Source organism: Nonomuraea sp. 3-1Str, from assembly GCF_031570565.1.
Taxonomy (GTDB): domain Bacteria; phylum Actinomycetota; class Actinomycetes; order Streptosporangiales; family Streptosporangiaceae; genus Nonomuraea.
Map to the genome: position 1 here is coordinate 25,099 of NZ_JALHBK010000014.1, position 21,734 is coordinate 46,832.

18 protein-coding genes are annotated in these 21,734 nt (G+C 72.3%); 7 read left to right on the forward strand and 11 right to left on the reverse strand.

Annotated elements, in window-relative coordinates; all coding sequences use genetic code 11:
• Position 1: 1 nt before the first annotated feature.
• The gene (locus MTP10_RS22505) at positions 2-2,068 is read right to left on the reverse strand and encodes a DNA topoisomerase IV subunit B (protein WP_310711544.1); all 2,067 of its coding nucleotides are present in this window, start codon (positions 2,066-2,068) and stop codon (positions 2-4) included.
• Between the two features lie 267 nt (positions 2,069-2,335).
• On the opposite strand from MTP10_RS22505, the gene MTP10_RS22510 reads away from it, so the two are divergent.
• Complete coding sequence (locus tag MTP10_RS22510) at positions 2,336-2,566, forward strand: hypothetical protein (RefSeq protein WP_310711545.1); 231 nt, start codon at positions 2,336-2,338, stop codon at positions 2,564-2,566.
• A 259-nt stretch (positions 2,567-2,825) separates the two neighbouring features.
• Here MTP10_RS22510 and MTP10_RS22515 read toward each other — a convergent pair whose 3' ends face one another.
• A complete protein-coding gene (locus MTP10_RS22515; RefSeq protein ID WP_310711546.1) occupies positions 2,826-3,524 on the reverse strand; it encodes a GNAT family N-acetyltransferase in 699 nt (232 codons plus the stop codon).
• A gap of 310 nt (positions 3,525-3,834) precedes the next feature.
• Here MTP10_RS22515 and MTP10_RS22520 point away from each other — a divergent pair, with 310 nt between their 5' ends.
• Positions 3,835-4,575, forward strand: a complete 741-nt coding sequence (locus MTP10_RS22520; protein WP_310711547.1) for a peroxide stress protein YaaA — start codon at positions 3,835-3,837, stop codon at positions 4,573-4,575.
• Positions 4,576-4,650: 75 nt separating this feature from the next.
• Here MTP10_RS22520 and MTP10_RS22525 read toward each other — a convergent pair whose 3' ends face one another.
• The 3 genes from MTP10_RS22525 to MTP10_RS22535 form a co-directional block, all read right to left on the reverse strand.
• Entirely contained in the window at positions 4,651-6,327 is a 1,677-nt protein-coding gene (locus MTP10_RS22525) for an RNA polymerase sigma factor (RefSeq protein WP_310711548.1), read from the reverse strand.
• A gap of 242 nt (positions 6,328-6,569) precedes the next feature.
• A complete protein-coding gene (locus MTP10_RS22530) occupies positions 6,570-8,663 on the reverse strand; it encodes a SpoIIE family protein phosphatase (protein WP_310711549.1) in 2,094 nt (697 codons plus the stop codon).
• A 194-nt stretch (positions 8,664-8,857) separates the two neighbouring features.
• Entirely contained in the window at positions 8,858-9,439 is a 582-nt protein-coding gene (locus tag MTP10_RS22535; protein ID WP_310711551.1) for an HhH-GPD-type base excision DNA repair protein, read from the reverse strand.
• Positions 9,440-9,593: 154 nt separating this feature from the next.
• Here MTP10_RS22535 and MTP10_RS22540 point away from each other — a divergent pair, with 154 nt between their 5' ends.
• The 5 genes from MTP10_RS22540 to MTP10_RS22560 all read left to right on the forward strand — a co-directional run bounded on the left by MTP10_RS22540 (position 9,594) and on the right by MTP10_RS22560 (position 13,832).
• A complete protein-coding gene (locus MTP10_RS22540; protein ID WP_310711552.1) occupies positions 9,594-9,818 on the forward strand; it encodes a hypothetical protein in 225 nt (74 codons plus the stop codon).
• Between the two features lie 123 nt (positions 9,819-9,941).
• The gene (locus MTP10_RS22545; protein ID WP_310711553.1) at positions 9,942-11,465 is read left to right on the forward strand and encodes a hypothetical protein; all 1,524 of its coding nucleotides are present in this window, start codon (positions 9,942-9,944) and stop codon (positions 11,463-11,465) included.
• 89 nt (positions 11,466-11,554) lie between these two features.
• Positions 11,555-12,310: a 5-oxoprolinase subunit PxpA gene (locus MTP10_RS22550; RefSeq protein ID WP_310711554.1), complete on the forward strand. Its 756-nt coding sequence runs from the start codon at positions 11,555-11,557 to the stop codon at positions 12,308-12,310.
• Positions 12,307-12,930, forward strand: a complete 624-nt coding sequence (locus MTP10_RS22555; protein WP_310711555.1) for an allophanate hydrolase subunit 1 — start codon at positions 12,307-12,309, stop codon at positions 12,928-12,930. The genes MTP10_RS22550 and MTP10_RS22555 overlap by 4 nt, the downstream gene beginning before the upstream one ends.
• Positions 12,927-13,832, forward strand: a complete 906-nt coding sequence (locus MTP10_RS22560) for a biotin-dependent carboxyltransferase family protein (RefSeq protein WP_310711556.1) — start codon at positions 12,927-12,929, stop codon at positions 13,830-13,832. The genes MTP10_RS22555 and MTP10_RS22560 overlap by 4 nt, the downstream gene beginning before the upstream one ends.
• A gap of 19 nt (positions 13,833-13,851) precedes the next feature.
• Here the strand turns inward: MTP10_RS22560 and MTP10_RS22565 are convergent, their stop codons facing one another.
• The 6 genes from MTP10_RS22565 to MTP10_RS22590 form a co-directional block, all read right to left on the reverse strand.
• Positions 13,852-14,712 (reverse strand): PhzF family phenazine biosynthesis protein, encoded by an 861-nt coding sequence (locus tag MTP10_RS22565; protein ID WP_310711557.1) that lies wholly within the window; start codon positions 14,710-14,712, stop codon positions 13,852-13,854.
• A 34-nt stretch (positions 14,713-14,746) separates the two neighbouring features.
• A complete protein-coding gene (locus MTP10_RS22570; protein ID WP_310711558.1) occupies positions 14,747-15,883 on the reverse strand; it encodes a winged helix DNA-binding domain-containing protein in 1,137 nt (378 codons plus the stop codon).
• A gap of 64 nt (positions 15,884-15,947) precedes the next feature.
• Positions 15,948-17,660, reverse strand: a complete 1,713-nt coding sequence (locus MTP10_RS22575) for an ABC transporter family substrate-binding protein (RefSeq protein ID WP_310711559.1) — start codon at positions 17,658-17,660, stop codon at positions 15,948-15,950.
• A 14-nt stretch (positions 17,661-17,674) separates the two neighbouring features.
• Positions 17,675-19,726, reverse strand: a complete 2,052-nt coding sequence (locus MTP10_RS22580) for an ABC transporter ATP-binding protein (RefSeq protein ID WP_310711560.1) — start codon at positions 19,724-19,726, stop codon at positions 17,675-17,677.
• Complete coding sequence (locus MTP10_RS22585) at positions 19,723-20,643, reverse strand: ABC transporter permease (protein ID WP_310711561.1); 921 nt, start codon at positions 20,641-20,643, stop codon at positions 19,723-19,725. The genes MTP10_RS22580 and MTP10_RS22585 overlap by 4 nt, the downstream gene beginning before the upstream one ends.
• Positions 20,640-21,623, reverse strand: a complete 984-nt coding sequence (locus MTP10_RS22590) for an ABC transporter permease (RefSeq protein WP_310711562.1) — start codon at positions 21,621-21,623, stop codon at positions 20,640-20,642. The genes MTP10_RS22585 and MTP10_RS22590 overlap by 4 nt, the downstream gene beginning before the upstream one ends.
• Between the last annotated feature and the right edge of the window lie 111 nt (positions 21,624-21,734).

Below are 21,734 nucleotides of genomic sequence, written 5' to 3' on the forward strand. Positions count from 1 at the left end.
GTCAGGCGTCGATGTGGTCGCGGTCGACCTCCGCCGCGCTGCTGACGATGAACTCGCGGCGCGGCGCCACGTCACTGCCCATGAGGAGGCTGAAGATGCCCTCGGCCCCCTCCGCGTCCTCGATGCGGACGCGGCGCAGGATGCGGTGGCGCGGGTCCATGGTGGTCTCGGCCAGCTGGTCGGCGTCCATCTCGCCCAGACCCTTGTAGCGCTGCACCGGGTCCTTCCAGCGCTTGCCGCGCCGTTCCAGGTCGCGCAGCACCTTGTGCAGCTCGGCGTCGGAGTAGCAGTAGATGTACTTCTCCTTGCCCTTGCCGGGGTTGGTGAGCTCGATCCGGTGCAGGGGCGGGACGGCGGCGAACACGCGGCCGGCCTCGACCATGGGCCGCATGTAGCGGTGGAACAGCGTCAGCAACAGGCACCGGATGTGGGCGCCGTCGACATCGGCGTCGGCCATGAGGATGACCTTGCCGTAGCGGGCCGCCTCGATGTCGAAGGAGCGGCCGGAGCCGGCGCCGACGACTTGGATGATGGCGGCGCACTCGGCGTTCTTGAGCATGTCGCTCATCGACGCCTTCTGGACGTTGAGGATCTTGCCGCGGATCGGCAGCAGCGCCTGGAACTCCGAGTCGCGGGCCAGCTTGGCCGTGCCCAGCGCCGAGTCTCCCTCGACGATGAACAGCTCGCTGCGGTCGACGTCGTCGCTGCGGCAGTCCACGAGCTTGGCGGGCAGCGCGGAGTTCTCCAGGGCGCTCTTACGGCGCTGGTTGTCGCGGTGCTCGCGGGCGGCGATGCGCGCCTTGGCGGCGGCGACGATCTTCTCCAGCGCGGCCCGGAGCGGCTGCTTGAAGCCGCGCGGCGGGTTGGCGAACAGCTCCTTCAGCTCCCGCGAGACCACATGGGAGACGATGCGGGTGGCCGCGGAGGTGCCGAGGACCTCCTTGGTCTGGCCCTCGAACTGCGGCTCCGGCACGCGGACGGTGACGACCGCGGTGAGGCCCTCGAGGATGTCCTCCTTGGTGACCGGGTCGTCGCCGTTCTTCAGCAGGCGGGTCTCGCGCAGCTGCTCGTTGATCGTGCGCACCAGGCCGCGCTCGAAGCCGGTGATGTGGGTGCCGCCCTTGGGGGTGGCGATCACGTTGACGAACGAGCGGACGGTCGACTCGTAGCCGCGGCCCCAGCGCACGGCCACGTCGACGGTCAGCTCCCGCTCGACCTCGGTGGGCGTCATGTGGCCCTGGTCGTCGAGGACCGGCACCGTCTCGTGGAAGTGGCCGACACCCTGCAGGCGCAGCACGTCGCACACGGCCTCGTCGCGGGCCAGGAACTCGGTGAACTCGGAGATGCCGCCGTCGAAGCGGAACTCCTCCTCCACCCGCTCCTCGTGACGGCTGTCGATGACCACGAGCGTGAGGCCGGGCACCAGGAAGGCGGTCTGGCGGAGCCGGACGTGGATCTCGTCCAGCGACACCTCGGCGTCGGGCAGGAAGATCTGCTTGTCGGCCCAGAAGCGGACGCGGGTGCCGGTGACGGCGCGGGCCAGCCCGCCGCCGTCGCGCAGCCCGGACTTCTTGCGGAACTTGGCCGTCGGCCCGTCGCCGTCGAACACGCCGGGCACGCCCCGGCGGAAGCTGATCTCGTGGACGCGTCCGTCGCGGTCGACCTGGACGTCGAGGCGGGACGACAGCGCGTTGACCACGGAGGCGCCGACGCCGTGCAGGCCGCCGGAGGCGGCGTAGGAGCCGCCGCCGAACTTGCCGCCCGCGTGGAGCTTGGTGTAGACGAGCTCCACGCCGGCCAGGCCGCTCTTGGGCTCGATGTCGACGGGGATGCCGCGGCCGTCGTCGCGCACCTCGATGGAGCCGTCGGCGTGCAGCTCGACCTCGATGCGGGTGCAGTGACCCCCCAGCGCCTCGTCGACGCCGTTGTCCACGATCTCCCAGAGGCAGTGCATGAGCCCGCGGCTGTCGGTGGACCCGATGTACATGCCCGGACGCTTGCGGACCGCTTCGAGCCCTTCAAGCACCGAGAGGTGACGAGCCGTGTAACCGGCCTCCACTAGGGTCACTCCAGCTCCTCCGGGTTGGTCATCGAACACCTGTGCGCAGCCTACCGTCCTTCTCCTGCGTAGGCGTACTTGCGCACGTGCGCGCGTCCAAGCTTGCCATGCGGTCACGTTTGCCGTTACCAACGGCCTGATCGTCATTACTTTCGGACACATTCCGCTCTGGGCGTAGCGAGGCGGCGGTTGGGAACGTCCACGTCCGGTTAGATGTTGTTCCAAGTGACTGACGCCAGATCCTCGCTTCGGCGGGGGTGACCCGAAAGGCGATACGTGACTGGAGCTCTCGCCCCCGTTAAGCCGCTGACGGCCCTCGACCGCTGCGACCGTTGCGGTGCCCAGGCCTACATTCGCGCGACCCTGCCTGTGGGTGGGGAGCTGCTGTTCTGTGCCCACCACGGGCGTCAGCACATTGCGGCGCTGCGCGAAAAGGGTGCCGACATCCTGGACGAGTCGGCACGGCTCAGCGAAACCCCTGTAATTGCCCACAACGACGAGCGCTGACCGGCGCCCGTCGTGACGAGATAACCACATAACGCACAAGCGCGAAACGGCGACTCCGGCATGCCCGGGGCCGCCGTTTCGCGTTCCAGCAGGGAGCCGGGGAGGAGGGGCGAACACGAGCAGTACGGGCGAGCACCGGCAACGCGGACAAGAACCGGCAGTACGGGCGAGCACCGTCAGCACGGACAAGTGCCGGAAGTACGGCCGCGCACCGGCAGTACGGGCAAGGGTGAGGAGACGCGGGGGTAGGGCGTCCGAGTCAGCGGACGCGGTAGTGGTAGCCCTGGCGGAAGGTGAAGCCCTCGCTCGCGTAGAGGGCCTGGGCGGTCTCGTTGCGGCGGGTCACCACCAGGTACGCCGGCCGCGACCCGCCCCTCAGCAGCAGTGCGCGGAGCACGCTGCGGCCCAGCCCGCGGCGGCGGGCCTCCGGCAGCGTGGCCATGCAGAAGATCCCGAGCGTGTCACCCTGCGGCACGGCGCGGCCCACGGCGAGCGGCACGCCGTCCTCCTCGACCGCCGCATACCACGCCGGCACGCCCGCGCAGATCCGCTCAGCCGCCTGCCGGCCCTCGGCGTACCGGCCGTCCACGGCCCACCACGTGTCCACCCACGCCCGCCAGGGGTGCTCCTCGATCCGCACCCGGTGCGCGGGTCCGGGCGTGTCGCCGGAGCGCGCCATGACCGCGGTCGGGTCCACCACCTCGTAGCCCCTGCGGTCCAGCTCGGCGTCGAGCTCGGGCACCGCGCCGGGCCCCATCGAGAAGGCGGTGCGCGTCCCTCGTGCGGTGTAGAACTCCTCGGCGGCGCCGATGGCGGCTCCCAGGTCGGCGGGCCGGCCGAGGGGAAGCACCGAGTTCGCCCGCTTCGTCACTCCGTCGGCGTAGCGCAGAATCCAGTCGCCATACGGCTGCCGCTCGAACGCAGGCCAGGCTTCGTGGACAAGTCTGTCGAAATCCATCAGCGCAGGCTATCCACCCGACCACCCCGAACGACTCGGAGGTCTGGGAGCGGCGGGGAGGCCCGGGGCCCGGACGACGAGGCGGCTCTGGAGGTGAACGGAGTCGCCGAAGGGCATGGCTCAGGTGCGGCGTGACGGCGGCTCGCCCTGTGCGGGTCAGCGGGCGTCTCCCTGGAGGTCCTCAGCCCCGTACGGCGGGTGGGCCCTCCCGTGCCTGCCGTATAGGACAAAGATGAACCTCCCCTACGAGGGGGAAGCATGCAGCGCCCGCGGAAGCGACCGCTGGCCTGGGCTTATAGGGTGTGGCATCGTGCTGATCCTGTTGCCGCCGTCCGAGAGCAAGGCGTCCGAGGGCAGTGGCCCGCCCGTCGGTGAGCTGTCCTTCCCCGCCCTCGACAAGCCGCGCAAGCGGGTGCTCACCGCGCTGCTGCGCGCCTCCAAGCGCCGTGACGCCCTCGACGTGCTGGGCCTGACCCCGGGCCTGGCGGGCGAGACGGCCAGGAACCTGGCCATCAGGACCGCCCCCACGCTGCCCGCCGCCGGCCTCTACACCGGCGTCCTGTACGACAACCTGGGCCTGGCCACCCTCGACGACGAGGCGAGGAAGCGGGCCGAGGAGGCGGTGCTGATCTTCTCGGGCCTGTGGGGCGTCCTGCGGATCACCGACCGGGTGCCGCCCTACCGGCTGTCGATGGGCGTCAACCTGCCTCCCCTGGGCGGCCTGGCGGCCTTCTGGCGGCCCCTGGTGGCCCGCCAGCTCGATCCCCTCCCCGGAGGACTGGTCGTGGACCTGCGCTCGGCCACGTACGCGGGCGCCTGGCAGCCGGGAGACCGCTCGGTGGCGGTACGCGTGTTCCGGAGCGGCAAGGTCGTCAGCCACATGGCCAAGGCCACCCGCGGGGAGATCGCCCGCGCCCTGCTCGTCTCGGGCGCCGACCCGGAGACGCCCGGCGAGCTGGCCGGACTCCTCCGCTCCCTCGGCCACACCGTCGACCTGACGGAGCCGGCCCGTTCCACCCGCCCCTGGACCCTCGACGTGCATCTGCCCTGACGCGCCCGAGACGCCGAGAAGCCCCGCACCGGGAACGGTGCGGGGCTTCTCGCGGCTGGTACGGCCGCCATACGGTCAGTCCAGGTAGTCGCGCAGCACCTGGGACCGAGACGGGTGGCGGAGCTTGGACATGGTCTTCGACTCGATCTGCCGGATGCGCTCGCGCGTCACCCCGTAGACCTTGCCGATCTCGTCGAGGGTCTTCGGCTGACCGTCGGTGAGACCGAACCGCATGGACACGACGCCCGCCTCGCGCTCCGACAGCGTGTCGAGAACGGAGTGCAGCTGCTCCTGCAGCAGCGTGAAGCTGACGGCGTCGGCCGGGACGATGGCCTCGGAGTCCTCGATGAGGTCGCCGAACTCGCTGTCGCCCTCCTCGCCCAGCGGCGTGTGGAGGGAGATGGGCTCACGGCCGTACTTCTGGACCTCGACCACCTTCTCGGGGGTCATGTCCAGCTCGCGGGCCAGCTCCTCCGGCGTGGGCTCGCGGCCGAGGTCCTGCAGCATCTGCCGCTGGACACGGGCCAGCTTGTTGATCACTTCGACCATGTGGACCGGGATGCGGATGGTCCGCGCCTGGTCGGCCATGGCCCGGGTGATCGCCTGCCGGATCCACCAGGTGGCGTAGGTGGAGAACTTGTAGCCCTTGGTGTAGTCGAACTTCTCCACCGCGCGGATCAGACCGAGGTTGCCCTCCTGGATCAGGTCCAGGAACAGCATGCCGCGGCCGGTGTAGCGCTTGGCCAGCGAGACCACCAGGCGGAGGTTGGCCTCCAGCAGGTGGTTCTTGGCCCGGCGGCCGTCCTCGGCGATCCACTCCAGCTCGGCGCGGACGTCGACCGGCAGGCCGTCGGCCTCGCCGCTGCCGAGCTGCTCCTCGGCGAACAGGCCGGCCTCGATGCGCTTGGCCAGCTCGACCTCCTGCTCGGCGTTGAGCAGGGGGACCTTGCCGATCTGCTTGAGGTAGTCCTTGACCGGGTCGGCGGTGGCGCCGGCGGCCGCGACCTGCGCGACCGGGGCGTCATCGTCGTCGTCGGAGAGGATGAGGACCTCGTCCTCGCTCTTCTCCGTCGCGGCCACGGCGGCGACCTCGGCGACCTTGGGCTCCTCGTCGGTGTCCTCGTCGGTCTCCGGCTCGGCCTCGGCGACGATCTCGTCGTCCTCGACCACGATGTCCTCGAGGTCCTCGAGCTCCACGTCTCCGTCGAGCTCGATGTCCTCGTCGTCGTCGACGCCCTCCGGAGAGGTCGGCTTGGTCGTGGCAGGCCCGGCGCTGTCGGCCGCGACCTTCTTGGCGGCCGGTGCCGCCTTCTTGGCCGCCGCGGGGGCGGCCTTCTTGGTGGGACCCGGCTTGGGCGGGGCGGGCTTGGCGGTGACCGGCTTCTTGGCCGCGGCGGCGGGCTCGGCGGCCTCGGCCGCCCCCACGACCGCGGTCACGGTCTCAGGCTGCTGCTCTTTGGCGGCCGCCGCGGTCTTGGTCTTGACGGGGGCGGCGGTGCGGCGCTTTGCTGGTCCCCGAGACTTCTTCGGCGCAGCCGAATCCGCGGCGGTCACCACCACGGTCACGCCCTCTTTGCTGAGGTTCCGCAAGAACGCGGCGGCGTGTGACATGGGGATGTCCGCCTCCTCGAAGGCCTGGCGAACATCCTCGGACTCGAGGAAACCCTGCGAGCGCCCACGCTCGAGCAGTCGCTGAATGACGGGCTCGTTCAGCTCTTGTGGCTTCGAGCGAGTCGAACTTGCAGGCGACACGAACACCTCTCGAACGAACGCGTGGCGACAATGGACCCAGATGCCCGCTGGGGGGCTGTTGCCTCTCTCGGAGATCGGTGAGGCCGTGCGGACCGCGACGGACCTGCCCAGCATTGTGGCACGACCTCGCACTCCATACGGCCACCTCCCGGCGGTTGACCTCCACCCTAGGCCGACCAAGGCAGTAGTGCGTACGTAAGCGCGCCACTGATACCCGAAAGCAACCCTTATGACTGTTTCATTCAGTCACTCTTCGTGGCGGGCGGCACGTGGATGGCCAGGGCGGTAACGTCATCATCCTGTTCATATCCCGACAACATCCGGTCAACCAGGAAATCCAGCAACATGTGCGGACTACTGACGACCTCAGGCGGCGCTTCGGTCACAACACTGCAAATCTCTGCGAGACCGGCGTCCAGCCCCCGCTTCCGGTTCTCCACCAGACCGTCGGAGTACAGCACCGCGGTGTGACCCGGCGGCACCACGAACCGGTACTGCCGGCGGCTCGTCGGCCAGCCGAGCGGCGTCCCCGGCGTGGCGTCGCAGAGCATCGCGGTGCCCTGGGGCGAGACCAGGACGGGTGGCGGGTGACCGGCGAGCGCCAGCGTGCCCTCACCGGTGACGGGCTCGACCACCATGTACGCGAGGGTCGTGACCTGCTCCTCCTCCTCGGTCGCGTCGAAGACCCGGTCGAGACCGGTCAGCACGGCCGCGGGAGGCGGGTTGGTGAGCGCCAGGGCGCGCATGGCGTTGCGGATGCGGCCCATGCCGGCGGCGGCCTTGACGCCCTTGCCCATGACGTCGCCGACGACGGCCGCGACCCGGCCGTCCTGCAGCACGAACGCGTCGTACCAGTCGCCGCCGACCTGCACGTGGCGGCTGCCCGAGCGGAAGCGCTGGGCCAGCTCCAGCCCCTTGACCACCGGCAGGCGGTCGGGCAGGAGGCTGCGCTGGAGCGTCTCGGCGGTCTTGTGCTCCCGCTCGAACAGCGTCGCCCGCTCGACGGCGAGCGCGCACTGCCCGGCCAGCGCCTCCAGGAAGACGCCGTCCTCCTGGGAGATCTTCTGCGGCCTGGTGAAGGAGAAGCGCAGCGCGCCGAGGGCCCGGCCGGCCGCCAGCAGCGGCAGGCCCACCCAGGCCCGCTCGTCGCTGTTGGTGAAGTAGTTGGCGAGCACCTGCTCGTCGCCGCCGGCCTCCAGGAGCTGCGAGCGCAGGCTGTCGGGCGACTCGGCGAACACCGGCCGCCGGCTGTTGACGGCCATGGTGAGCACGCTGGTGTGGGAGAGCGGGATCTCCTCGCCGGGGGCGCCGGCGGCCTCGGGGACGCCCTCGCCGTTGATCAGCTTGAGCGCGGCCCGGTCGGGGTCGAGCAGCGCGACGGCCGAGCGGTCGGCGGCCAGCGCGGTGCGGCCCACGTCGATGATGACCTGCACGACCTGCTCCACGGTGAGCGCCTCGGCCAGTATGGCCGTGGCGCCCTGGAGCCGGGCGGTGCGCAGCGCGGCGGCGCCGAGCTGGTCGGTCAGGCGGCCCCGCATCTCCTCGGCCTCGCGCTGCGGCGTGACGTCGGTGTTGGCGCCGACCCACTCGACCACGCGGCCGTGCCGGATGATGGGCACGGCGCGGACCTCGAAGTGGCGGTAGCCGCTGGCCCGGGTGCGCACGCGGTAGTTCCACTCGAACATGGTGCGGCCGCGCAGCGCCTCCTTCCATGCCTCCTCGGTCTGCCGGCGCTCCTCGGGGTGGACGACCTCCAGCCAGCCGTGCGCGAGGTACTCCTCCAGGCCCTGCCCGGTGATGGCGCGCCACTGCGGCGCGTCCTCGACGACCGTGCCGGTGGGCGAGGTGATCCAGACGAGCTGCGACTGGGCCTCGACCAGTGACCGGTAACGCTCCTCGCTGCGGCGCAGGTCCTCCTCGGTCTGGCGGCTCTCGGTCACGTCGAGCCCGACCAGGGCGACGGCGCGCAGCTCCCCCGCCTCGTCGTGGACCGGCGAGAACGACAGCGACCAGTGGCGGTTCTCACCCTCGGGGGTGCGGACCCGCACCCGGCTCTCGCTCACCGGCGCGTCGCTCTCGATGACGCCCTGCACCGCGTGGGTGATGAGCTGGCTGAGGTCGGCGGCCAGGGCATCGACCGGCACGCGGCCGACGAGCCGCTCGGCGGGCACGCCGACGACGTCGGTGAACAGGTCGTTGACCCGCTGGACCCGGCCGTCGGGGTCGAAGAACGCGAAGGCGTACTGTGCCTCCGACAGCAGGCCCCCGAAGAGGGCGGAGTCTGAGATGTCCACATCCGACTCCCGGGGACGGGGAACGGAGGTCTCGGCGCTCATGGTCGGCACCTCCGTCGCGTGCCAGGGTCTCCCACGCGGCACATCTCCATAACTGTGTATCGGCGTAGCGCAGCTCCGGGCGACCGGATCCTGCTGTACATCATCGGCGATGGGCATGCGCGGACGGAAGCCCCGCAGGCCATACGGTCAACGCATCCTGTCAAAATCGCTCCACGTTACGCAGCAAGATCAGGCTACTTGGCCCGCGCCGACCCCTTGGCCTCCTGTTTGGCCTCTTGCTTGGCGGCCCGCACGCGGCCCAGCGTGTCGGCGTCGACCACATCCGCCACCGACCGGAACGATCCCTCCTCGCCGTACGGTCCCGCCGCCTCCCGCCAGCCGGGCGGCCGGACCCCCAGTTGCTTGCCGAGCAGTGCCAAAAATATCTGGGCTTTCTGCTTGCCGTAACCGGGAAGAGCCTGCAACCGCTTCAGCAGCTCTTTGCCGTCCGCCGCCTCGGCCCAGATCCTCTCGGGGTCGCCACCGTACTGCTCGGTGAGGTAGGCCGCCAGGCTCTGCACGCGCGCCGCCATCGAGGAGGGGTAGCGGTGGACCGCCGGCTTCTCCGCCAGCAGCGCCGCGAACGCCTCGGGGTCGTAGGAGGCGATCTCCTCGGCCGTGAGGTCGTGCCCGAGCCGCTGGGCGATGGTGTACGGGCCCGTGAACGCCCATTCCATCGGGATCTGCTGGTCGAGCAGCATGCCGATGAGGAGGGCGAGCGGACTGCGGCCGAGCAGGTCGTCGGCCTCCGTCCGCTGGGCGAGCTGGATGCGCATGGGAACAGCTTCGCATGAAAGCGCTTGCGGGGATGCGAACACAACCGTAGTGGAGGCTTGACACAGGCCCGAGAAAAGATGGAATGGGAGCGCAAGTCGCCCTGAGTCCATTCCTGGGGGTTTGCCCCTGGGCATCCAGAGGAATCTCACACCTATGCTCGCTCTGGCCACACGCTTCCTCAGGGAACCGGTCAGTCACCGCCTGGCCGAGGAATTCCTGACAGTGCCCACGGACACCATCGACCGCTGCGTGGCCGACGTGTGCGCGTGCGCCGACCACCTCGGCATCGCGGCGACTCCGGAGATCGTGGAGCGCGTCGCGCGCGAGCACCTGCTCGCGATCGTCAACTCCGCCCCGCCGCCACAGAGTCCCCGATAACATCGGGGTCACCGGGCCGCGTTCTACGCACCGTTTCAGCCTGGAATGCGAGAGAGTGAGGGCGTGCGCCGACACCGACGAGATCCCCGGGAGAGCACCCCCCCAGACGATGTCTTCAAGGAGATGGTGCAGGCGGCTCGCGAGCTGCTGGCCGTCCGCAGCCCGCTCGACGCGGAGCTGATGGTCTCCGACATGATCGGCGCCTGGTGGGGACGGCGGGTCAGGGGCGGAGACGTCGAGCAGGTGCTCGGTGAGGGGCTGGTCGACTACGCCGCCAAGGGGGGCACCCCGGCGTCCCTGACGCTGCTGATCTGCCTGGCCTACCTGGGCACGGCCCGCCAGGGCGCCAAGGCCGAGGGCGCGGCGCTGGCGATGATGGAGTCGGGCGTGGCGCGCCCCGGCTGGGCCGAGCGGGTGGGGGCGGTCAAGCCCACCGGCTGCTACGTCTCCCGCGACGCGTACGGCGACCAGGACACGGTGATCTGCACGTTCGCCTACCGGTGGGGCGAGGGCGGCCCGGAGCGCGGCGACGCGCCGGCGACGCCCGCGGGCGGCCAGGACCGGCACGCGCTGGTCATGGTGGTCGACCACAACATGTCGGGCATGGCGCGCGACGCCTGGGTCTCCTCCCAGGTCGACAAGCTGCTGGAGGAGGCCCGCGCCGAGGCGGCGGGCAACCCGATGCTGGTGTTCGGCGAGATCGAGCCGCAGCAGGCCAGGGCGCTGCTGGAGTCGGCGATGAAGGCCACGAGCGAGCCGAAGACGCCGCCGCCCGTCAGCGACAGCTACAGCGCCTACCACGCCTTCGCCCGCGCCCGCCTGAAGGCGCTGCCGCCGGGCCGCAAGCGGCCGGCGCCGCTGCACATCGAGGCGCCCTACAGCCGGGAGCGGCGGGCCATGCTGGCCGCCGAGTTCCTGGCCTCCGACGCGGCCGAGCACCTCTCGGACCCGTCGGCGGCCTCGCGCTGCGCCGACCACATCATCGAGTACGGCTGCGAGCAGGACTTCAGCCGGCCGCTGCGGGTCAGCCCGACCAAGTGCGAGACGTTCCTGCTCGACTGGCTGCCGCGCAAGGTCATGCTGAGCACCGCCGAGCAGGAGGCCATGCCGCACGTGCTGGCGGCGTGGGTGCGGTTCGCGGCGCGCCGCTCCGGGCTGCCGGAGGAGGGGCTGCGGGCCACGCTGGACGCCGTGTGGGAGGCGATCGGCAAGTTCCCCGAGGCGTACCGGGACCCGACCTCGTTCGGGCTGGACCGGCCGCTGCTGGAGCGGCTGCTGCCCGACGGCGACCTGTCGGCGCTGGCGCGGCGGGCGTTCGCGTTCCCGTTCCTGCAGGGCTTCCACAACGGGGTGGACCTCGACCGGCTCAACCCGGCCGACGAGGCCGACCGGCGGGCGCTGCTGGAGATCGACCACGTCGGCGCGATGGACGAGGAGCACCTGGCCTGGCACGAGGAGATCGCCACCCGGCTGTGGGAGGGCGACCCCCCGCAGCTCTGGGAGGCGGCGCAGCGGCTGCTCGACCTGGGCCACGACCGCCACGACGTGCTGCACGTGCTCATCGAGATCGCCGAGCGCATCGGCGGCGACCCCGACGAGCTGGCCGCCGCCCTGGACGACATCGCCGACATCCCGGACGAGTTCTAGCACCTTCCGGCATTCGGGGCGGCCAGGCCGGCACGGCGGCTCGGGCCCTGTTCGTCGCGCCGCGCCGGCGATGCCGCCATGATGGGTCCATGGTGATCGACCTCAACGCCGACCTGGGCGAAGGCTTCGGGATCTGGCGGCTCGGCGACGACCTCGCGCTGCTCGACGTCGTCACGAGCGCGAACGTGGCCTGCGGCTTCCACGCCGGCGACCCGGTGACGATCAGGCGCACCTGTGCGGCGGCCGTCGACCGCGGCGTGTCGATCGGCGCCCAGGTGTCCTACCGCGATCTCGCCCACTTCGGTCGCAGGGAGATGGACGTCGAGCCGGAGGAGCTGTGCGCCGAGGTGCTCTACCAGCTCGCCGCCGTCGACGGCATTGCGCGGGCGATGGGCGGGCGGGTCTCGTACGTCAAGCCGCACGGCGCGCTGTACAACCGGATCGTCCGCGACGAGGTCCAGGCGACCGCGGTCGTGGACGCGGTCGCCGACTACGACCCGTCGCTGCCGCTGCTCACGCTGCCGGGGTCCGCGGTGCACGCCGTGGCGGCCGCCGCGGGCGTCTCCACGGTCACGGAGGCGTTCGCCGACCGGGCGTACACGCCGGCGGGCACGCTCGTGCCGCGCCGCGAGCCGGGAGCCGTCGTCCACGACGTGGAGGCGGTGACGGCGCGGGCCGTGCGGATGGCCGTGGAGGGCGCGGTGACGGCCGTGGACGGCAGCGCCGTGCCGGTGCCGGCGCGCTCGATCTGCGTGCACGGCGACACGCCCGACGCGGTACGGCTGGCGCGGGCGGTTCGCGACGGGCTGCTGGAGGCCGGGGTCGTGCTGCAGGCGTTCGCGTGATCCGCGGGGCCGGGGAGCACGGGCTGCTCGTGGAGACCGGGGCCCTGGAGGTGTCGCACCGGCTGGACGCCCTGCTGCGGGCCGACCGGCCGGACGGGGTGGTGGAGATCGTGCCGGGCCCGGAGACGGTGCTCGTGGTGGCTCCCGGCGCAGACCGGGGACGGCTGCGCGCCGCCCTGGAACGGCTGTTGGGTGAGGCGGGCATCGGGGACGCCGGAGGCGTCGCGGCGGGGGACGCCGGAGGGCTCGTGCGGATCCCGGTCGTCTACGACGGCGAGGACCTGGCGTCCGTCGCGGAGTTGTCCGGGCTCTCCCCCGAGGAGGTGGTCGCCCGGCACACCGGGCGGGACCTGGTGGTGGGCTGGCTCGGGTTCGCGCCGGGCTTCGCCTACCTCACCGGCCTGGACCCGGCCCTGCACCTGCCGCGGCTCGGCACGCCGCGCACGTCCGTGCCCGCGGGCTCGGTCGCGGTCGCGGGCCCGTACTCCGCCGTCTACCCGAGCGCCTCGCCCGGCGGGTGGCGGCTGCTCGGCCGCACGTCGCTGCGGGTGTGGGACGTCACGGCCGAGCCGCCCTCGCCGTTCCGGCCGGGCACGCGGGTCAGGTTCGAACGGGCATGATCGAGGTTGTCGCGCCCGGGCCGTACGCGACGGTCCAGGACCTCGGGCGGCCGGGCCTCGCCCACCTCGGCGTGCCCGGCTCCGGCGCGGCCGACGCGGACGCCCTGCGGCTGGCCAACCGCCTGGTGGGCAACCCGGAGGCGCTGGCGGGAATCGAGCTGACGTACGGCGGGGCGCGCCTGGCCTTCCACGCGGGCGCCTGGGTCGCCGTCACGGGCGCCCCCTGCCCGCTCACGGCCGTGCCCGCCCCTGCGCTGTCCGGCGCGGAGGGGCGCATGAGCGGGTGGCGCGCGCCCGCCGCCGGCGCCGCGGTGCCGTTCTGGGTCCCGGCGGGGAGCGAGCTGCGGTTCGGGACGCCCGCGTGGGGCCTGCGGACCTACCTGGCGGTGCGCGGCGGCGTGGCGGTCGAGCCGGTGCTCGGCAGCCGCTCCACCGACTCGCTGTCCGGTCTGGGGCCCGAGCCGCTGCGGGCCGGGGCGGTGCTGCCCGTGGGCGCCGTGGCGGGCCTGGAGCCGATCGTCGCCGACCTCGCGCCCGCGCGCGGACCCCGGCCGGCCGTGCTGCGGGTGCTGCCGGGGCCGCGCGACGACTGGTTCGTCCCGGGCGCGCTGGCGGCGCTGTGCGAGCGGCCGTACGTGGTCAGCCAGGACAGCAACCGCGTCGGGGTACGGCTGAACGGCCGGGAGCTGGCGCGGGCGCGGGAGGGGGAACTGCCCAGCGAGGGCATGGTCGCCGGTGCGCTCCAGGTGCCGCCGAGCGGGCAGCCGATCGTGTTCCTCGCCGACCATCCGCCGACGGGCGGCTACCCGGTGATCGCGGTGGTGGTGACGGCCGACCTGGCGGTGGCCGCCCAGCTCAGGCCGGGTGACGCGGTCCGTTTCACCACCCGCCGCGTCACCTGATCCGGCCGGGCCGCGAAGGTCAGAGCTCCACCTGGCCGGTGACGCACGTGACGGTGGAGCCGCCCACCCAGACGCCGCCGTCGTCGCCGGTGGTGATGTGCACCCGCCCCGACCGGCCGAGCCGCGTGCCCTGGGCGGCGACGTACGGCGCGCTCGCCCGGCCGGTGCGCAGCAGCCACTGGGCCACCGAGGCGTTGAGGCTGCCCGTCACCGGGTCCTCGACGGTGCCGCCGTCGAACGGGCAGAACGCCCGCATCTCGAACGCGTACGGCGCGCCCTCCGGGTGCGGGCCGGCCACGCCGATGAAGCAGTCCACGAGCCCCGGCTCCACCGCGAGCACGGCGTCGGCGTCGCGCAGCAGTACCGCCACCCAGCCGGGGCCGTTGTCGGCCCACTCGATGTCGACGATCTCGCTCCGGTCGACGCGCAGCAGGGCCGCCACGTGCGCGGCGAACGCCTCCTCCACGGGCCCGGACCGGATCAGGGGCGGCGCGGAGAACGCCAGCCCGTCCTCCGTCCTGCGCACCCGGACCAACCCGGCGCCGCACTCCTGCACGATCTCACCGGCCTCGGGCTCACCGGCCTCGGGCGGACCGGCGGCCTTGGGCGTGCCCCCGGCCGCGAGCCAGGCGTGGCACGTGCCGAGCGTGGGGTGGCCGGCGAAGGGCAGCTCGGACGTCGTGGTGAAGATCCGGACCCGGTAGTCGGCGGCCGGGTCGTCGGGCGGCAGCACGAACGTGGTCTCCGACAGGTTCGTCCAGCAGGCGAAGCGCTGCATCTCCTCCGTGGTCAGCCCCTTTCCGTCGAGGACGACGGCAAGGGGGTTGCCCCGGTACGGAACGGAGGTGAACACATCGACCTGGGTGAAGGGACGCCGCATGCCGCAAGTCTCGCAGACCCGTGCCTTCGGGCGGTCAGGCCTCCGCCTCCTCGGCCGTCTCGGCCGGGGCCGCGGCCAGGCGGGACTCCACGAGGGCGACGGCCTGGTCCAGGGCGGCGCCGGGGACCGGCTCGAACAGCTCCACCACGGCCCGGCCGCGCTCCGGCCGCCACACGCCGGCCACCCGTCCGCCGTACAGGACGACGGGTGAGATCCAGCCCGCCTGGCGGCTGACCTTCGCCTTGACGGCGGCCGGGATGAGCGGCTCCAGGTCGCGGGGCGCGCCCAGGATGTACGGGTCGAAGCCCGGCAGCAGGTGGACCTCCTCCGACGGCCGGGTGGCGGCCAGTCCGTCGAGGTGCTCGGTCAGCGCGAGCAGCGTGCGGCCGTCACCGGCGTCCACCTCCGTGAGCTCGGGCGCGAGGTCGCGGAACCACGCCTTGAGCACCGCCTTGCGCGCCACCCCGCCGAACAGCCACTTGTCGAACATCTCCGGCGTCGCCGGCCCGTGCGCCCCGAGGAACGCCCGCGCCACCCGCACCCCGGCCTCTTCCTGGGGCGGCGGCTCCGCGGGCCAGCCGGGCAGCCAGCGGCTCGGGGCGGCGAAGGTGACCCTGCCGCCGCGCGGCGGCCCGTAGCAGAGCTCGCCGAGGCGGCTGAGCGGCTTGAGCAGGGCGCCCCACCCGGAGGTCAGCGCCTGTCTGAGGTGGCCGTCGCCGGTCACCTCGACGACGGCGTCGACCAGCTCCTCGCGGGTCAGCGGCTTGTCCCCCAGCGCCCGCGGCACGGCGTCGATGACGGCCTCGATCTCGGCCGCGGTGACGCCGTGGCCGCGCTGCCAGGACCCCTTCTCCCAGAAGCGCAGCGTGCCGAGCGCCGAGCACAGGTCGGGCAGCGTGTCGGAGGGCACCAGGTGCAGGGTGCCCCGCATGACCCACGTCTTGGCCAGGGTGCGGGCGTCCCAGAGCGCCCGGTCCGGCTCGGCCGGGTCGGGGCGGGCGCTCCTGACGGCCACGGCCAGCCGCGCCGACGAGGCCACCTGCGCCTGCACCCCGCACAGCCGCCGGGCGACCGCCACGACGTCCGGCTCGGCGCTGGGACGGGGGCCGGCGACGAACTGCCGGCGCAGACGCCAGGCGAGGATCTGGGGCCAGGTCAGCGAAGTCGTCACCGGACCGTTCTACCGGACGCCGCCGACAGTCTCGCTGCGGCCCCGTCGCCTCAGCCGGCCCGGGTCACGGGGTGAAGCCGATGTCCTGGTAGCGCAGGTCGTAGAAGCCGCGGGCGCCCACGTTGGCGAGGTCGGCGCGCACGGCGACGTTCTGCGGGCGCTGGTAGAGCGGCAGGACGTTGACCTCCTCCCAGATGAGCCGGTCGGCCTCGTTGGTGGCGGCCCGGGCGCGGGCCGGGTCCAGGCTCTGGCCGGCCTTGTTCATGGCGTCGTCGATGGCCTTCGACCCGGTCCGCCCGAAGTTGGCGTTCCACGTCTTGCCGTCCGGTGCGTTCGCGTAGATCCCGTAGCTGCTCGACACCGGGAACGGGGTGCCGATGTAGGCGAAGGCGGTCAGATCGAAGTTGCCGGGGATGACGTACTTGGTGAAGAAGTCGTCGCCGGGCACGGCCTGGATCGAGACCCGCACCCCGATCTGGCTCAGCATGCTCTGCGTCAGCTCCGCCTCCGACTTGCTCACCTGCACGCCGGAGGGCACGACGAAGCGCAGCGCCAGCGGCCTGCCGTCCTTCTGCCGTACGGCGCCGGACTGCTTCCAGCCGGCCTCGTCGAGGAGTTGCTTGGCGCGTGCCGGGTTGTAGGCGCCGAGCGGGCCGGCGTTGTTCTGGTAGCCCTCCTGGGTGTTCATGAAGAAGTGGTTGTCGAGCGGCGCGATCGGCCAGTCGAGGCCCTGCAGGTCGGACTGGGCGATGGCCTGGCGGTTGACGCCGAGCTGGACGGCCTGGCGGACCCGCTGGTCGCGCAGCAGGTCGCTGGAGCCGTTGAAGGTGATGTGCCGGAAGTCGGGGCCGGCCGCCTGGCGCACCTGCGCGTTGCGGGTGGCGCGGGCGCGGGCGTAGTCGGGCGCGGAGGGGCCGATGTCGGCGACGTCGAGCTCACCGTTGCCGAACGCGCCGATCAGGGAGTCCTGCTCGGAGGCGCGGTAGACGATCTGGTCGAGCTTGGCCCGCTGCCCCCACCAGTGGTCGTCGCGGACCAGCGTGATGGTCTTGGCGGTCTGGTCGAAGCCCTTGAGCCGGAACGGCCCCGCGGTCACGGGGATCCGGTTCAGCCACGCGTTGTTGAACGCGTCGGGCGTGCGGTTGGCCGAGGCGGGCAGCAGCGGCCCGAACAGCGACTGCCAGTCGCCGAACGGCCGGGCGAAGGTCACCACCACCTGGTAGTCGTCCTTGCCCCGGGCGACCTTCTGGATGTCCTGGTAGCCGGTGGAGCTGACGATGCGGTAGCGCGGGTCCTTGCCGTTGAGCGCCTGCCACTGGGCCTCGTAGTCGGCCCACGTGATGGGCTTGCCGTCGGACCAGCGGGCCTTCGGGTTGAGCCGGTAGGTGACCACCTGCCGTGGCTCACGCGAGGTGAGCTTCGCGTCGAGCACGTAGTCGGGGTTGGGGCTGATCACCGCCTTCTGGTCCGACAGGAACGGCGCGGGCAGCAGGGCGTTGCTGATCACGGCGGCCACGGCGAGGTTGCCGTCGACGTGGTTGCGGTTCCACTGCGCGGGGAACTCGTTGACCCCCCAGCGCAGCGTGCCGCCGTCCTTGACCTTCTCGCGCGGCTGGGGGTTGATGTCGTACGCCTTGACGGCCCGGACGGTCTCGTCGCCGGGGCCGCCTCCAGCGCCCTGTCCGCCGCCGCAGCCGGACAGCGTCAGCGGCGCGGACAGGGCGAGGGTCAGGGCGACGGCGGTCCGGGCGACTCTGGCCGGGCGTGGTGCCTGCATCGGGTTCTCCTGGTTTAGACGACTTCGAGCTTCTCCGCGTAATGGCAGGCCGCGCCCTGGTCGCCGGCCGGCGTGCCCACGGGCAGCACGTCGGGCTCCACCTCGACGCAGAGCGTGCGCTCGGTCTCGGTCAGCACCGCGCGGAACTTCGGGCACCGGGTGCGGAAGCGGCAGCCCGACGGCGGATCGGCCGGGCTGGGGAGGTCACCTTCGAGGAGGATCCGCCTGCGCGAGCGCTCGCGGACGGGGTCGGGCAGCGGGATGGCGGACAGCAGCGCCTGGGTGTACGGGTGGGCGGGGGCGTCGTAGACCGCGTCGACGGAGCCGATCTCGGCGATGCGGCCGAGGTACATGACGGCGACCCGGTCGGCGATGTGCCGCACCACGGCCAGGTCGTGCGCCACGAACAGGTACGACAGGCCGAGCCTGGCCTTCAGCTCGGCGAGCAGGTTGATCACTCCGGCCTGGATGGACACGTCCAGCGCCGAGACCGGCTCGTCGAGGACCAGCAGCCGGGGCTCCAGCGCGAGGGCGCGGGCGATGCCGATGCGCTGCCGCTGGCCGCCGGAGAAGTCCTGCGGGTAGCGCTCGGCGTGCTCGGGCGCCAGGCCGACGAGCGTGAGCAGCTCCGCGACGCGCCGGCCGGCGCTCCCCCGCGGCTCCGTGCCGCCGTGCGTGCGCAGCGGCTCGGCGACGATGTCGTGGACGGTCATGCGGGGGTCGAGCGAGGCCAGCGGGTCCTGGAAGACGACCTGCATGTCGCGCCGGACCGCCATCCGCTCGGCCGCGCCGAGCCGGGCGGTGTCGTGGCCGAACACGACGATCCGTCCCTCCTGGGGCCTGGCCAGCTCCAGGATCTCCAGCAGGGTCGTGGTCTTGCCGCAGCCCGACTCGCCGACCAGGCCGAGCGTCTCGCCCTCGCGGATCTCGAAACCGACCCCGGCCACGGCGTGTACGGTGCCGACGCGGCGCTTGAACACGGCGCCGCGCATCAGCGGATAGTCCTTGACCAGGCCCTCCACGCGCAGCACCGGCTCACCGCGCGGGACGGCCACGGTCGCGGGCTCGGGGCCGGGCGGCGCCTCAGCAGGGGCCGGGACCACCTCCTCCCACCGGATGCAGGCGGCCAGATGACCGGGGCCGATCTCGAACAGCGGCGGCTCCGCCTCGTCGCAGTCGGCGATCCGCAGCGGGCAGCGCGGCGCGAACGGGCAGCCCGGCGGCAGCGCCGCGGGCGAGGGCGGACCGCCCTCGATGGGCTCCAGCGCCCGCCGCGCGCCGCGGTCGACCCGCGGGATCGACCTGAGCAGCCCCACCGTGTACGGCATGCCGGGCCGGTAGTAGACGTCGTCCACGCCGCCCACCTCGACCGGCCGGCCCGCGTACATGACGAGCACCCGGTCGGCGAACCCGGCCACCACGCCCATGTCATGGGTGATCATGATGATGGCGGCGCCCGTCTCGTCACGGGCCTTCTTCAGCACCTCCAGCACCTGCGCCTGGATGGTGACGTCGAGCGCGGTCGTCGGCTCGTCGCAGATGATGAGGTCGGGGTCGTTGGCGATGGCCATCGCGATCATCGCGCGCTGGCGCATGCCGCCGGAGAACTCGTGGGGGAAGGCCAGCGCCCGCTCGGCGGGGTTGGGTATGCCGACGAGGTCGAGCAGGGACACGGCCTTGACCAGGGCCTGCTCCTTGGTGACCCGCTGGTGGACGCGCACGGCCTCGGCGATCTGGTCGCCGACCCGGTAGACGGGGGTGAGGGCGGACAGCGGGTCCTGGAAGACCATCGACATGGTCCGCCCGCGCAGGCCGTTCAGGTCCTTGTCACGGGCTCCGACCAGCTCCCTGCCGTGCAGCAGCACCGAGCCGGAGACCCGGGCGGAGGGCGGCAGCAGCCCCATGACGGCCGAGGCGGTGACCGACTTGCCGGACCCGGACTCGCCGACGACGCCGAGGACCTCGCCCGGCCGCACCTCGAAGGACACGCCGCGCACGGCCGGCACGCCGCCGAAGGAGACGTCGAGCTCGCGGACCTGCAGGAGGGGCGTTGTGGCGGGTGTCATCGCGGCCTCGTGGACGTGGGGTCGAAGGCGTCCCGCAGGGCGTCGCCGACGAGGTTGACGGCCAGCACGGTGACGACGAGCAGCCCGGCCACGAACCAGAACGTCCACGGCGCGTACACGGCGGTCTTGGAGCCGTCGGCGATGAGCGTGCCGAACGACACGTCGGGCGGCTGGATGCCGAAGCCGAAGTACGACAGCGAGGTCTCGGTGAGGATGGCCGCGCTGACGTTGAGGGTGGCGTCCACGATGAGCAGCGACGACAGGTTGGGCAGCACGTGCCGGAAGATGATCGTCACCGGGCGCACGCCCATGAACCGGGCGGCCTGGATGTACTCCCGCCGCTTCAGCGAGATCGTCATGCCGCGAACGATCTTGGATGTGACCATCCAGAGGAACAGCGCCAGCATGAGCACGAACAACACCCATGTCCCCTCACCGAACAGCGGCGACATAATCGCCAGGATGAGGAACGCGGGCAGCACGAGCAGCAGGTTGGTCAGCCAGGTCAGGGTCCGGTCGCCCCAGCCGGAGAAGTAACCGGCGAACGCCCCGACGAGCGCGGCCAGCGCGGTGGAGACCAGCGCGGCGAGCAGGCCCACGACGAGCGACTTCTGCATGCCGCGCAGCGTCACCGCGTAGACGTCGGCGCCGGTCTGCAGGGTGCCGAACCAGTGGCGGGCCGACGGCGGCTGGAGGAACGCGGTGAAGTCGCGGTCGGTGTAGGACCACGGGCTGAGCGGCGGCCCGGCGAACGCCAGCAGGAACATGACCACGAGGACCGCCAGGCCGGCCGTCCCCTGCCGGGAGCGCAGGAACCGCCGGACGACGACCCGGCCCCGGGACGGCGCCCGGCGCGGCCCGCCGCCGGGGAGGCCGGGTGTCAGCTCCTCGGCCAGCTCCTCCTCCGGGAGCGTCATCCGGTTCTCACCCGCGGGTCGAGCGCGGCGTGCAGCAGGTCGGAGGCCAGCGAGGCGCACAGCACCGCCACGGCGGCGAGGAGCGCGACGGCCGCCACGGTGTTGACGTCGTTGGTGAAGATGGAGTTGATGAGCTGCTCCCCGAGCCCGTGCCAGCCGAAGATCTTCTCAGTGAACGTGGCGCCGGTCAGCAGCGCGCCGAACGTGAACGCGAAGTAGGTCATGACCGGCACCAGCGCGGTGCGCAGCGCGTGACGGGTCAGGGCGGCGCGCCTGCTCAGCCCCTTGGCCCGGGCGGTGCGGACGTAGTCGGCGCCGAGCACGTCGAGCATCATGTTGCGCTGGTAGCGGCTGAAGACGGCGACCAGCGCCAGCGACAGCGAGATCGTCGGCAGGATGAGGTGCTGGATCCGGTCGAGCACGTTGCCCCAGAAGCCGGTGTCGAGGTCGCCGCTGTACTCGCCGCTGACCAGGAAGACCTGGGTGCCGAGCCGGTCGTTGACCCAGGTGCCGAGCAGGATGAGCATGTTGGCCAGCACGACCACGGGCACCGCGAGCACCGCGAACGACAGGGCCGCCGACGCGCGGTCGAACCACCCGTACTGCCGGACCGCGGCCAGGGCGCCGAGCAGCACCCCGCCGACGCTGCCGAAGATCAGCCCGAGCATCACGAGGCGGAACGTGACGCCGGCCCGGCGGCCGATGTCGTCGTTGACCGGCGACCCGGTGACGGTCTTGCCGAAGTCGCCGTGCAGCACCCCGTCCGCCCAGGTGGCGTAGCGCTGGAGCAGCGGGGTCCGGTCGTTGAGGTTGAGCGCGGTCAGCTGGGCGTCGACCACGGCCGGGGGCGGCTTGGGGGTGCGGTCGGCGTAGTTGGAGCGCGGGTCGAGGGCGGTGGCGGCCAGCATGTACGCCAGGCTCGCGGCGACGGCGACGAGCACGAGATAGTTGAGCAGCCTGCGGGCCAGGAATCCCGCCATCCTCCCCCCTCCAGCGCACGATGCGTAGTCATATAGCTACACCATGCGACGGGGAGGGTGCCAGGACGTGTCGGGTGAACGACCGGAGAGTTCGGCGACCGGCGTTCGACG